Here is a 13,825-nt window from a genome sequence, read left to right as displayed (position 1 = left end):
TGTGATAAGCCGGAAAGGTAACAGGTAAGAAAATGGAAGTATGCAAAGAAGAATTATGTGAGAGTAATGAAATACATGAAGATCTGCTTAAAATTGTAGATGAAACCCTGCCGGAAGAAACAGAGCTTTATGATTTGGCCGAATTATTCAAGGTTTTCGGAGACTCTACCAGAATACGCATTTTGTTTGTTTTGTTTGAGGCAGAGGTATGTGTCTGCGATCTCGCTAAAGCATTGAATATGACTCAGTCTGCGATTTCTCATCAGCTTCGTATTCTGAAACAGAATAAACTGGTAAAGAGCCGCAGAGAGGGAAAATCTATTTTCTATTCTCTGGCAGATGATCATGTCCGCACGATCATCAACCAGGGACGGGAACATATAGAAGAAGATTGAAAAAAGCATCAGTTATCTGAAAGATTATAAATTCAGATAACTGATGCTTTTAAAGTTATAGATGAACTCTTTTCAAAATCTCGTTAGTAAGTCCGCCGATTACTACCCCGGCAGCAACACCTGCCACCAGAAGTGCCGGTGCGTATACAAACACACTTGCATTTTGTACGATCAGCATGGCAATGATCAACTGACCGATATTATGGGAAACACCTCCTGCAACGCTGACACCGATCAGACTGAAGGAGGTTTTTTTCAGCATAAGTGTCATAACTGTCATACTAAGCGCGGCCCCTGCCAGGCTGTACAGGATACTGAACAGATTTCCGAACATAAATCCGATCACCAGAATGCGGACAACAGAAACCAGGGCAGCCTCCCTAAATGAATATTTCTTCAAAATAAAAAGTACTCCCAGATTGGCAAGTCCAAGTTTAATCCCCGGAATCCCCGCAAAAACCGGCACCAGTGATTCCACATATCCCAGAATGATCGCCACAGCTGAAAAAAGCCCAAGGCAGGCTGTTTTTTGCTTCATAAATCTATTTTCTCCTCTCAAAAAATCCAAAATGGAATTATCAGAATTCTTCAGACATTTTAACATAGAAAAAATATTCCCGCAACCACAAGTTAGATGTAACTAATACTGATTTTTACTGAAAGCATTTATTGAGAAAAAATGACGAATATCCCCGGTAAAAAAGTGTGGATTTTTTCAGACAGACATGTTACTATTTCATAAGTTAGTAGTGACTAATTCACATGATTACTGCCGACAGCTTACCTATAGCAATCCTATATGAATATCTTTGGCAGAAGTCACTCCCTTTTGGTAAAAGTAAAATCCCTTTGGTTAATAAGTTGATTAACCCTCTGGTAAGAGTGATTCCGCAAAAAAATTTTAGAAGAGGAGAAAAACATGACAAACAAAAAACTTATGAAAAAAATAGCACCTGTTGTAATGAGTGCCGCAGTTGCTATGACCAGCATGCCATATGCAGTTCTGGCATCTGATTTCACAGACAGTGAGGTACTTACAGACAGCACAGATTTCTCTGTTTCCGAAGAGTTTGCCGCCGAGGATGCGCAGGAAGAATTTACCACCGAAGATGTCCAGGATGCTTTTGCTGCAGAAGCACAGCAGGGCGAAGCTTATGTGCTTATGAATATTCCATACGATGATTTCTACAAGGCAGAACTGAAAAATAATGATGTAAAAGTTGATGCTTTCACATCTGCAACTCTTAATAAATCAAGAACAGCAGGTATGATGAACGGAAATTCCGCTTATCACGTAGACCCCAATGGAACCGATGTAACAGGTGTTACTTTCCCTGTAAAGGTCAGTGATCTTTCCCTTTTGAAAGACCAGAAGCAGGTCACAGATTCCGACTCTGTAACGATCACAGTGACAAACAGAGGACAGACAAGCAGCAACACCTATACAGGAAAAGATTCCCTGATTGAAAATGCCTCTTATTCTTATTACATTTTAAGCGAAACACCGTCTTATTACAAAGAACTTACTGTAAATGCAGATGGCAGCTATTCTTTCTCAGCAATGAAAGGTGCCCAGACAAAAAACGTTACTATTGATGCTACATTAAAAACAGAAACAAAATACGGTGATTATGAGCTTGATCTTAACAATGAGGCTTTTGCAGCAGTAATTGATACAAACACAGATAAAATCTATGGTGTAACTGTAAATACTACAGACGGAACCAACTATGGCCTGCGTCATCTGGAGAATATCTGGCGTGGAAGTATGCTTGCCTGGGGTACAGGATATACAACAGAAGTTCACGGATGCCCTGTTTCTTCTGCGCATTATAAATCAATCATGGGAAAAACAATTGACAGCGTTACTTATTACACAGATAAAGGCATGATCACTTTTGATGTTCCGGATGTAAAGGTGCAGACAACTACAGGAATCAAGGCAACAGTGGCAGATATTATGAATACAGACTCATCTGCAGCAGTTACCTTTGACCAGGCTCTGCCGGCAGACTTCAAGGCACAGTATACTGTAGACGGAACAGCGGTTTCCTGCACAGACGGAAAACTTGCAGTTGGAGCTCTTGCATTGGGAACACATAAGGTTGAAATTGCAGATGCCAGCGGAAAATATGCAGCCATTGTAACTGAATTTACAGTAAATACAGACAAAATGCCGGCTTCTTATGACAGTAACGAGACAAAACTGGTTGCAGCAAAAGGCATTACAGCAGAAGAGTTCTCTGCATACATTAAGAGCATCAGCAAAGTAAAAGTTGATGATACAGAATATGCCGCAACAGGAAGAGGAAGCAAAATCATTGTAAAAGAAGATGGAACTCTTGATCTCACAGATCTTCAGGTGACAGACACAACTGTTTTCGAAATAACTGCTGTGGGATATAAGAATAATCTTACTTTTACTTACAAAGAAGCAGAAAACACATTTGAATTAAATACTTCTTCCAAGACTCTTTATACAAAAGGCAGCACAAAAACTACTCTCAAAGTTACAACAAACCTTACAGATAAAATCACATGGAAGTCCAGCAACACAAAAGTGGCTGCTGTAAACAGCAAAGGTGTTGTAACTGCCAAGGCAAAAGGAACAGCAGTGATCACAGCATCCTGCGGAGAATACAAAGCAACCTGCAAGATAACAGTTAAGAATCCATCTCTGAAACTTACAAAGACTTCAGCAACTGTAAAAGCAGGAAAAACAACAAAGATTTCCGCAAAGGCAACTCCAGCCGGAAAGATTACTTACAAATCCAGCAACACCAAGATTGCAACAGTAAGCTCCAAAGGCGTTGTAAAAGGAAAGAAAAAAGGTACTGCCAAAATTACAGTAACCTGCAACGGAGTTAAAAAAGTATTTACAGTAAAAGTAAAATAAATGATAGCAGATAAATAGTTCACACAATAAATGACCTCGGGTTTTGCTCCGGGGTCATCTTAATGAGAAAAAAACAACATTAGCAGAATCTGTTGTATATAGATTTTTGTATACGAAAATGATACACTTTTAAAGTTAGTTATGATTAAGTTTTGCTTCATTTAAAACCGATATCATATCCGGCAAAAATAAAATGAAGGAGAGGAAACAACGTGAATAATCAAAACTTTTATCTGCGTCTGATCACACTTTTGCTGATCATCATGGCGGTATTTTTCTATAACGGAACAGTAAAAGATAAGGAACAGTCCCAGGATATTGCAGACCTGACTGTAAAAACAGAGAATCTGGAGAAACAGCAGGACCAGATCCTTACAGCATTAAAGGAAACTTATGAGGAACAGAAAACAGCAGCAGAAAGTAATGCTTCTTCTGATGCCTCTTCAGAAGCTGATAATAAATCCAAAAAAGATTCCACAGAGGATAAAGAAAATACAGATCAGGCAGATTCTGAAGAAACTGATGATTCTGACAACGTATATAAGAACGGTAATTTTGAAGGTTCAGGAACCGGATACGGTGGAACCATCACAGTCCAGGTAACTCTGGAAGACGATACTATTACAGCAGTCAGTGTAGTCAGTGCGCCGGGTGAGGACAGTGCTTATCTGTCACAGGGCGAGAATGTCATAAACAGCATCATCAGCGAGCAGAGCACAGATGTTGACACCATTTCCGGAGCAACTTTCAGTTCTACAGGTATCTTAGAAGCAGTAAATGACGCATTATCAAAGGCGGAAAACGCATGAAAAAGAAACAACGAAAGGTACGGCTGATCCGTGCCGCCATACAGCTTATATTTTTTATAGCAGCGCCCTCCCTTTTTTCTACGGCATTTGCAGGAGTCAAATCCATCTTTCTTGCAATCGGAGGACAGCAGAGCGTAACCTGGAACTCTTTTCTGGATATTACGGCGTTACTGTTAATTATTACCATTCTGTTCGGGCGTCATTTCTGCGGTTATGCCTGTGCGTTTGGCTCACTGGGAGATGCTCTGTATGAGCTTACCGCGTTTATCCGTGCGAAATGCTTTGGAAAAAAGAAAAAACATGGATATCCGGAGGAATGGGTACACAGATTGCAGAAAGTAAAATATGTACTCCTTGCGTTCCTGCTTCTTTCCTGCATGACAGGATTCTATTCTAAATTACAGGGAATGAGTCCATGGGATGTATTCTCCATGCTTACAACAGGCAGACTGCCGAAATCTACCTACATTGTGGGAACAGTTCTGCTGATCCTGATCATTGTCGGAATGTGTACACAGGAGCGTTTCTTCTGCCAGTTTCTCTGTCCCATGGGAGCAGTATTTGCAATCATGCCGATTATTCCGGGAGCACTTTTCAAACGAAATCGTCCAAACTGTGCGCAAAAGTGCACTCTCTGTAAGAAGAGATGCCCCGCACACCTGGATATTGACGGTGATACTGCACATTCAGGGGAATGCATCTGCTGTCACGCCTGCACTGCAGTCTGCCCAAGGAAAAATATTCATACAGGCACTGTTATTGATAAAAAATAGCAACTGCTAACTTATTGAGAAAATTTGATTAGTAAGAACTAACTATATTGGTAGACATACCATCCATACAGTGATATAGTCTATAGAGTTAGTTGGAAACAACAATAAGAGGATAAGGAATCAGAAAATATATGACAAACAGACACTCTTTTGTACTGGGACTTTTTATTACAGCCTCCCTTTTATGTGCATCCCGGACTGTATGGGGAAACTCTGAAATAAACACATACACCAAAACAGACTTTGCTATGGACACCGTAGTATCAGAGACTCTTTACACAACAGGTGAGGATATCACAGCAGACGTAATCTCTGCATTAAAAGATGTAGAAGAGAACTGGATCTCCTGGACAAAAGAAAGTTCTCAGATATACCAGATCAATCAAAATGCCGGGAATACAACAACGGTATCTGATGAAACTGCCACCTGTTTAAAACAGGTACTGGATTTGTCGAAAGCTTCTGGCGGAGCCATGGATCCTACTATGGGAAGAGTGATCCGCCTGTGGGACATTGACGGAGAGGATCCACACATTCCTTCAGATGATGAATTAAATTCCATGCTTGAAAATGTAGGATATGGCAAGGTGACTCTGGATGGAAATAAAGTTACCATGCCAAAGGGAGTAACTCTTGATCTGGGGGCTGCAGGTAAGGGAATTGGTTGTGATGCAGCAAAGAAGATTCTTGATGCAGATAAAAATGTATCAGGCATGATCCTGAATCTGGGCGGCAGCAGTGTTATGAGCTATGGAAGCAAACCCGACGGCTCAGCCTGGCAGGTAGCTGTCACTGATCCGCGGGACACAGAAGGTGATTACCTTGGAGTAGTTACTCTGAACGGTACTGAATTTTTATCTACTTCCGGAGATTACGAAAAATACTTTATAGAAGATGGTGTTCGATATCATCATATACTGGATCCTGCTACAGGATATCCTGCAAGAAGCGGTCTCACATCTGTGACGGTTGTGTGTGATGACGGCCTGAATGCAGACGGACTTTCCACTGCATGCTTTGTACTGGGAAAAGAAAAGGCAGAAGAACTTTTGAAGAAATACAATGCAGACGGTCTGTTCGTAGATGATTCTGATCATGTCTGGATGACGGAAGGCATGAAAGAAAGATTTCAATTACTGAAAGATACTTATTCCATCGGTGAATAGGTTTATCTTATATAAAGATCTCTGAACTGTCAAAAATTTCAGTTTTCCGGACAGTTTGGAAATATATTTATTGTTACTGTTCACTCCGTTCACAGTAACATAGCCAAAATTCATTCCAGATTGCCTGCGGCAATGGAATTTTGGCTTGTATGTCTCGGGATTTTGGCATATTCATGCCAAAACACCTCGCGGGATAGTGGTGTGTGAACAGTAACTATTTATTAACTCATATTCAGGAGGATTTAAAGGTATGCGCAAGGGAAATTTAATCAAAATGGCAGCTCCTGCAATTTTAAGTGCAGCAATGATGGTTTCAGGATTACCGGTTATGGCTGCGGATTTTACATCTGATACTGCTGTGGAGACTGAGGCACAGGCAGATGAGTTTAATGCAGCAGATGACACTGCTGATGCTTTCGCAGGCGATGAGGAAACACCTTTTGTTGACGATCAGACAGCAGCAGAAGATGAGTTCGCTGCAACAGCAGAAACAGGCTACAAATATGTCTATGCAGGTCTGACATGGGCACAGTACTGGGCATCTGAGGGAGTCTACAATGCTGCAAACACAGCTTCCAATGCAACAAAAGACAGCCATGATGAACTTGACAAGGGCGGTTTCGACACAGTAACCAGAGCTACTGTAAACCATGGCCTGCACAGAGGAAGCTACCAGTGTGAAGCAATCATGTATGACAAAAACGGCGGTTCTTATGAGATTTCCTACTGGACCTCAGCTAATGATGCAGTTCTTACAGACGGAACAACTGTAAAGCTGAATCAGCCTGAAAGAGGACAGATTACAAAAGCTGATGGAAGTGTTGTAGAATTCGACCATTATAACGTAGTAGGCCTGAAATATGTACCTGTCGCAGTAAAAGCAGAAGATTATGAAGCCTTCAAATCCCAGTTCAAGGTTGTGGAAGACGGAAGCACAGTTGCCGGAGGATTTGGAGAAAATAATTTACAGTCCTATAGTGCAGTTGCTGATGTTACCGCTGAAACAAACGGCTTAAAAGAAGCTGTAAAAGGTTCTGATGGAACATTCACATTCAAAGCAAGAACAAACGGTACAGGTTCCGGACTTAAAGATCAGGCACTCCAGACAGCATCCAATGTTACCGCAACAGTAAAAGAAGCAAGCGGAAGCTACGGTGAATTCTTAAGAGTAGACATTACCGGTGACGGATATGGTGCTCTTGGTGCTAAAATGTATGCTGTAAAATGGGATTACTACGGAAATGGTAATAAAGTTCTGGCATCTTACGGAACAAAATTTGCAGCAGATAACTGGATGCACAAGGCAATGGGAATCCAGCTTGGTCTGACAGATTCCTACCGCTGCCAGCTTCCAAAAGGAACAGATGGAACCGGCAAATGGAAAATCACCGTATATGCAATGGGATATGCAGATACTGTATTTGAAGTTAATGCAACAGATGCAAACATCGTAAAACCGGAAGCAGGAGAAGCAGATACAACAGCATTAAAAGCAGCAGTAGAAAAAGCAGAAGCCTTAAAAGAAGCAGATTACACAGCAGATTCCTGGAAGGCAATGCAGTTAGAGCTTCAGGAAGCAAAGGATCTTCTTGCAAAAGAAAAGCCAACTCAGGCAGAGGTTGATGAAGCTACAACTCATCTGAACGCAGCAGTAGAGGCTCTTGTTAAAGCAGATACGAAGGTAACAGTAACTCTCAACAAGAAAACAGCCATTGTTTACAAAGGAAAAACAACTACACTGAAGGCAACTGTAACAGGAGCAGATGCACCAAAAGTTACATTTACTTCCAGCAACCCAAAAGTTGCAGCCGTAAACAAAACAACCGGTAAAGTTACTGCAAAAGCAAAAGGTAGTGCAGTCATCACAGCTAAATGCGGAGATGTAAAGGTAACCTGCAAAGTAACAGTTAAAAATCCAACTCTTACACTGAACAAAACATCTGCATCTGTAAAAGTCGGCAAAACAACTAAGATCACAGCAAAAGCAACTCCGTCAGGAAAAGTTACATACAAATCCGGCAACAAGAAAATTGCTACAGTATCATCCAATGGTACAATTAAGGGTATTAAAAAGGGTACTGCCAAAATCACAGTAACATGCAATGGTGTAACCAAAACAGTTAAAGTAACTGTAAAATAATCTGAGCTGAGAAAAGAAATCCTGTATCCCACAGAAAGGGCAGGATTTCTTTTCAACTGTAAAACTTTATACAGTTATTACAGTAATCACCTGAATATAATTTCCTGAAACTACTGAAGAAGGAGAAATTTATGGACAAAAATAATGAGCAGAAAAATAATAAGACTCCGGAAATGAAACCCAAACAGGACAGTTTCCGTCCATGGTTAAAGCTTATTCCTGCGGCAGCAGTTTTTGCAGCAGTCTGTGTAACCTGTTATCAGGCAGATAAAAGTCCTGTGGAGACTACATCAGTTTCCGATAATAATGTTATGTCTACTGATGAGATTAAAGAATTGATTTCACAAGGAACTGCAGGTAAGGATTTTGATTCAGAAGACTCTTCTGAAACCAATGGAACCTCAATTTCAAAAACATCAAAAAAGACAAAAAAAACAAGTAAGATTAAAACAGGAACAAAGAAAAATTCATCTACAGGTTCCTCTGCAAATGGAGGTACAGCAGGGGGTGGTGCAGGAAGCACAGTCACACCAACTACAGAAGTTCCTGCCGGTGGATATGCAGACGGTACCTATACAGGCTCCGGAACCGGTTTCGGAGGAACGATCACTGTTCAGGTAACTGTCACTGACCATAAAATTGCAGCTATCAATATTGTAGATGCATCAAGTGAAACAGCCTCCTATTTTGCAAATGCACAGGGTGTGATCAGCAAAATTCTTGCAAGCCAGTCTCCGAACGTAGATGCAGTCAGTGGTGCCACTTATTCTTCAAACGGAATTATTACTGCGGTTCAGAATGCATTGTCACAGGCAATTCCGTCAGGAAACCAGGCAGTTGTTACGCCAACTCCCACTCCATCACCGAAACCTACAAAGAAACCTTCTCCAACACCGAAGCCGGGAGACGAACAGATTTACAAAGACGGAACCTATACAGGAACCGGTAAAGGATACAGTGGGACAATTACGTTGACAGCTAAGATTAAAAAAGGTATGATCAAGTCTCTGGAAGCAGAGCATACAGATACCCCTGTGTTCTTTAAGAAAGCATGGGATATCCTGGAAAATGAGATCATTCAGAATCAGTCTGTCGATGGCATTGATACTGTCAGTGGTGCAACCTACTCTTCAAAGGGTATCATAAACGCAATGAAAGATATTCAGAAGCAGGCAGAAAAAGGCACCACAAAAGTGACACCAACTCCAACACCAGAAGTAACAGTTACGCCAATTCCTGAGGCAACCCCAACCCCGACACCGGAAGAAACTCCGACTCCAGAAGTTACTCCAACACCAGAGGAAACACCGGCTCCCACACCAACACCGGAAGAGACTCCGGAGCCTACGCCGGAACCTACAGGACCATATATTGACGGAACTTATACAGGCTCAAGCTACGGATACAGTGGAAGAGTAAATGTAACCGTAACGATTCAGGGCGGTCAGATTGCATCTATTGAACAGAGTAACAGTGATTCACCTGAGTACTTTGATTATGCATGGGAAACTATTTATCCTCAGATTATGGGAAATCAGTCGGCAGACGGAATTGATGCTGCAAGCGGTGCCACTTATTCCTCAGAAGGAATCCTTGGAGCAATTCAGAAAGCACTTGCCCAGGCATTGGCATAAAATTATTGTAAGAGAAAAAATCATATGCTCTGGCTATTTCTAACTTATAATGTAAAAATGGAGGACAACAATATGATTAAAACAACTGTAAAAGTAGACGGTATGATGTGCGGAATGTGCGAATCTCACGTAAACGATGCAGTGAGAAAAGCTTTCCATGTGGATAAAGTTACTTCTTCCCACAGCAAAGGGGAAACTGTGATCATCTCAGAGAAACCTGTAGACGAAGCAAAGCTAAAAACAGCCATCAGCGCAACAGGATATGAAGTAAAAGGTATCAGTTCAGAACCTTATGAAAAAAAGAAAGGTCTGTTTTCATTTCTGCATAAATAATGAGCATGTTCAGTAAATATCATTAAATCATAAACCTATTAAAAAAACAGGCAGAAACTTTGCAGATTATACTGCAGTTTTTGCCTGGCTTTCTCTGTGCCAACAAATTGATTTCTCGACAAATCTCGAATAATGGCGTTAAAAAGTCTGAAAAATTCCCAAAAATCAGTTGCTTAATTTGTACAAAACATGGTAGACTATTTGTAGTTAAGAAGTGACAGAAATTTACAATTACTTAACCGAATCAGGTGAGACAAATGACTCTATCTGCCTGATTAATCAGGAGATGAAAGAATGAAAAGAAAAATAGAACTTGTCTGCTGGATTTTATTTACCTTATGTTCCGGTATTTGCTTCTTTATCAATTTTATGAGCAAACCTCCTGTAGACGATACACATAAATTTACCTTATATATGATCGGTGCTGCAACAGTATCTTTACTTTATCCGGGAACTATGTTTATCCTTGGACTGAGAAACAGTTATCTGTATGATAAATTAAACAAATTTGCTAAAGAAAAGGGCGAGACGGAAACTGTCAAATCTACACAGATTTCCAAACCATCCGTATCAGGATATACAGTCTCTGATATGAAAACCCTTGTCAGCGCTCTAATCTCTGATAAGAAACTTACAGAGGAAGAGAAAGAATTCTTATTAGAATACATTAAGAAGAAATGATGTGATGTTTTAAATGGAACTGTTAGTCTGTATGTCCATTTCAGGAAGTATTCCTGTTGTGATTTGTTTGCTTTTATATGTGATTCAGCGTGAAAATTATAATTACATTCTCGGAAGAAGATTACTGCTGACAGGTGTTTTCTTTTATCTGGTGCCGATACAGTTGATAAAATATCTGATACCTGAAGAAGTCTATCCAGAGGCTCTTTTTAACGAAGAAGCTCAACTGTACTTATCCAACTCCTTATCTTTCTGGACTGAGCGAAAGGGAGAATACATATGGATGCCGCAATGGTTTGATATTATGGCTAAGCTCTGGCTTAGTGGAATTGTTATCTTTGCGGTTTATGAAATCATCAAATACTGGAGAAGTGCACATTCTATCAATAATTTCATTTTTGAAAAAGAAGAAGATCCGGAAAATAATCTTACCTATTATCTGATTCCGGATGATACTTATGGACCATGTACCATCGGCTTTTTTCATCAGAAGATTGTAATTCCGGAAAGTTTCCCTTTGCATCCTGATTTTGTCATGGTATATAAACATGAAGATGCCCATCTAAAGAATCACGACAATTTAGTAAAACTGTTATGTCTCCTTGTCCTGTGTGTACACTGGATGAACCCTGTGGCATATCTTTTACTTCTCCTTTACATCGATACAGCAGAAATAGTCAGTGACAGCGCGGCAGTAGAAGGCTGTACAAAAGAAAAACGCAAAGACTACGCCAAACTGCTGGTGTTAGAAGCCTCAACTTCGGACATACGTCCGGTTGTATGGAAAAATAATCTTTCCGGACATAAAAAAGATAAAGAAGGAAAAGATTTTAAAACAATAAAAAGGAGGATTAACTACATGATGAAAGAAAAGAGAAAAGGGTTGTTGCAGAGAGGGATTATGGTAGCAGTGTCAGCACTGACAATTGTGGCTGGAGCCGGGACGGTGTTGGCGTATGAAGCAATGCCGTCATCTGATATAAGCTTTGAGGATACCATGTCTGATGATTCTTTCGATGTATTTGCATATAATGATTTAGAATTTGATGAAATTGATTTTCTTGATTTTTCAGAAAGTAATAGTATCTTTGTCGGTGATGACGGTATTCTAATAGCATGTGACGAATCAGTAGAAACTTATGCTTTATGTACCCACAGCATGGTGAATGGAAAATTTTATGCACATGCCCCTAATAGTTCTGGTGGATGCACTGTAAAAGTATATACATGCCAGCGTTGTAAAAAATGTGGTTATTTAGCAAATAAAAAATATTCACATACGATAACTTCAACTAAGTGCACACATAATTATTAAAATTATTTATATCAAAAATACAATTCCAGTTAGCTACTTATTAAGTTAACTGGAATTTTTTATTAATTTTATAGAAATACATTTCTGAAATACTTTCTCAATATCATCCCTATGTAACTCTTGCATTTCGACGAAAGTTAGTATATACTAACCAGTAGAGTTAGGCATTACAAACTCTAGCGTGAATCAATCATTTGAACTCCATCCGAAGACCTGCTGAAACCTTCGGAACAATGGATTGCATCTGTGCTTGTTGAACTCACGGCTATGCTGAAGGCCGTACTGCAGATATAATCCACCCGGTACATCCCAGTTGCGATGTACCAGGAGTCCAAATGCAAAACCAGAAAGGGGATTTATCATGTACTTAGAAATTGAGAAAGTAATTGGAAGAGAAATTCTGGATTCCAGAGGAAATCCGACAGTAGAAGCAGAAGTATATCTGATGGACGGCACTGTAGCAAGAGGAACAGCTCCAAGCGGTGCATCTACAGGTGAATTCGAAGCTCTGGAATTAAGAGATGGAGATAAAGCTCGTTACCTTGGAAAAGGCGTACAGAAAGCAGTAGAGAATATCAACACAACAATCAACGAAGCAATCGAAGGTCTTGATGCAAGTGACATTTATGCAGTAGACGCAGCTATGATTGCAGCAGACGGAACAAAAGATAAATCCAAACTTGGAGCAAATGCAATCCTTGCAGTATCTATCGCATGCTGCAGAGCAGCAGCAACTTCTCTTGAGATTCCGCTGTATCGTTTCCTTGGCGGAGTATCCGGAAACCGTCTTCCAGTTCCAATGATGAACATCGTAAACGGTGGATGCCACGCATTATCATCCGGTCTGGATGTACAGGAATTTATGATCATGCCAGTTGGAGCACCTTCCTTCAAAGAATGCTTAAGATGGTGTGCAGAAGTCTTCCACGCACTTGCTTCTATCCTGAAAGAACGCGGACTTGCTACATCAGTAGGTGATGAGGGTGGTTTCGCACCTGCACTGAAATCCGATGAAGAAGCAATCGAGACAATCCTTGAAGCAGTTAAGAAAGCCGGATATGAACCAGGCAAAGACTTCAGGATTTCCATGGATGCTGCTTCCTCTGAATGGAAGAGTGAAAAAGGCAAAGGATATTATAAACTTCCAAAAGCCGGCACAGAGTATACATCCGAAGAGCTCATTGAGCACTGGGCTAAATTATGCGAAAAATATCCGATCATCTCTATCGAAGACGGCCTGGATGAAGAAGACTGGGAAGGATGGCAGAAACTTACAGCCAGACTTGGCGACAAAGTACAGCTTGTCGGTGATGACCTGTTTGTTACAAATACAGAAAGACTTGCAAAAGGTATCAGTCTTGGCGCAGGTAATGCGATCCTGATCAAATTAAACCAGATCGGTTCCGTATCTGAAACACTGGAAGCAATCAAGATGGCTCACAAAGCAGGCTACACCGCAATTTCTTCTCATCGTTCCGGCGAGACAGCAGATACAACAATCGCAGACCTTGCAGTAGCACTGAACACCTGCCAGATTAAGACTGGAGCTCCCAGCAGATCCGAACGTGTTGCAAAATACAACCAGCTTCTCCGTATCGAAGAAGAACTCGGCGCAAGCGCAGTATATCCGGGAATGAAAGCTTTCAATGTGAAACAGGACTAAACAGAACTATGGCAATCCGC

At 40.7% G+C, this 13,825-nt stretch carries 12 protein-coding genes; 11 read left to right on the top strand and 1 reads right to left on the bottom strand.

The features are described 5' to 3' along the window. The first annotated feature begins 32 nt into the window (after window positions 1-32). Window positions 33-395 carry an ArsR/SmtB family transcription factor gene (locus LJE12_RS02355; RefSeq protein ID WP_008703071.1) on the top strand — a complete coding sequence of 121 codons (363 nt, stop codon included), beginning with the start codon at window positions 33-35 and terminating at the stop codon, window positions 393-395. Window positions 396-450: 55 nt separating this feature from the next. Here LJE12_RS02355 and LJE12_RS02350 read toward each other — a convergent pair whose 3' ends face one another. Beyond that, window positions 451-933 carry a Gx transporter family protein gene (locus LJE12_RS02350; RefSeq protein ID WP_008703072.1) on the bottom strand — a complete coding sequence of 161 codons (483 nt, stop codon included), beginning with the start codon at window positions 931-933 and terminating at the stop codon, window positions 451-453. A 381-nt stretch (window positions 934-1,314) separates the two neighbouring features. Between LJE12_RS02350 and LJE12_RS02345 the strand changes: the two genes are divergently transcribed. The 10 genes from LJE12_RS02345 to eno all read left to right on the top strand — a co-directional run bounded on the left by LJE12_RS02345 (window position 1,315) and on the right by eno (window position 13,805). Continuing rightward, on the top strand, window positions 1,315-3,291 hold the full coding sequence (locus LJE12_RS02345; protein WP_173703633.1) for an Ig-like domain-containing protein: 1,977 nt from the start codon (window positions 1,315-1,317) through the stop codon (window positions 3,289-3,291). A gap of 212 nt (window positions 3,292-3,503) precedes the next feature. After that, window positions 3,504-4,100 carry an FMN-binding protein gene (locus tag LJE12_RS02340; protein ID WP_227226448.1) on the top strand — a complete coding sequence of 199 codons (597 nt, stop codon included), beginning with the start codon at window positions 3,504-3,506 and terminating at the stop codon, window positions 4,098-4,100. After that, window positions 4,097-4,873 (top strand): 4Fe-4S binding protein, encoded by a 777-nt coding sequence (locus tag LJE12_RS02335; protein ID WP_227226449.1) that lies wholly within the window; start codon window positions 4,097-4,099, stop codon window positions 4,871-4,873. The genes LJE12_RS02340 and LJE12_RS02335 overlap by 4 nt, the downstream gene beginning before the upstream one ends. A gap of 131 nt (window positions 4,874-5,004) precedes the next feature. Next, window positions 5,005-6,039 carry an FAD:protein FMN transferase gene (locus LJE12_RS02330; protein WP_227226450.1) on the top strand — a complete coding sequence of 345 codons (1,035 nt, stop codon included), beginning with the start codon at window positions 5,005-5,007 and terminating at the stop codon, window positions 6,037-6,039. A gap of 250 nt (window positions 6,040-6,289) precedes the next feature. Then, window positions 6,290-8,179, top strand: coding sequence for a penicillin-binding Tp47 domain C-containing protein (locus LJE12_RS02325; protein ID WP_227226451.1), 1,890 nt, complete (start codon window positions 6,290-6,292; stop codon window positions 8,177-8,179). A 131-nt stretch (window positions 8,180-8,310) separates the two neighbouring features. Beyond that, window positions 8,311-9,813 carry an FMN-binding protein gene (locus tag LJE12_RS02320; protein ID WP_227226452.1) on the top strand — a complete coding sequence of 501 codons (1,503 nt, stop codon included), beginning with the start codon at window positions 8,311-8,313 and terminating at the stop codon, window positions 9,811-9,813. 72 nt (window positions 9,814-9,885) lie between these two features. Beyond that, window positions 9,886-10,146 carry a heavy-metal-associated domain-containing protein gene (locus LJE12_RS02315; RefSeq protein WP_227226453.1) on the top strand — a complete coding sequence of 87 codons (261 nt, stop codon included), beginning with the start codon at window positions 9,886-9,888 and terminating at the stop codon, window positions 10,144-10,146. A gap of 294 nt (window positions 10,147-10,440) precedes the next feature. After that, window positions 10,441-10,827, top strand: coding sequence for a hypothetical protein (locus LJE12_RS02310; protein WP_026648658.1), 387 nt, complete (start codon window positions 10,441-10,443; stop codon window positions 10,825-10,827). A 13-nt stretch (window positions 10,828-10,840) separates the two neighbouring features. Continuing rightward, window positions 10,841-12,142 (top strand): M56 family metallopeptidase, encoded by a 1,302-nt coding sequence (locus LJE12_RS02305; RefSeq protein ID WP_227292025.1) that lies wholly within the window; start codon window positions 10,841-10,843, stop codon window positions 12,140-12,142. A 358-nt stretch (window positions 12,143-12,500) separates the two neighbouring features. Then, entirely contained in the window at window positions 12,501-13,805 is a 1,305-nt protein-coding gene (gene eno / locus LJE12_RS02300) for a phosphopyruvate hydratase (RefSeq protein ID WP_420314557.1), read from the top strand. Window positions 13,806-13,825: the final 20 nt, after the last annotated feature.

Origin of the sequence: Blautia sp. DFI.6.71, from assembly GCF_020593585.1 — a bacterium.
Lineage (GTDB): Bacteria > Bacillota > Clostridia > Lachnospirales > Lachnospiraceae > Blautia_A > Blautia_A wexlerae.
This window is presented reverse-complemented; position numbering and strand designations above follow the sequence as displayed.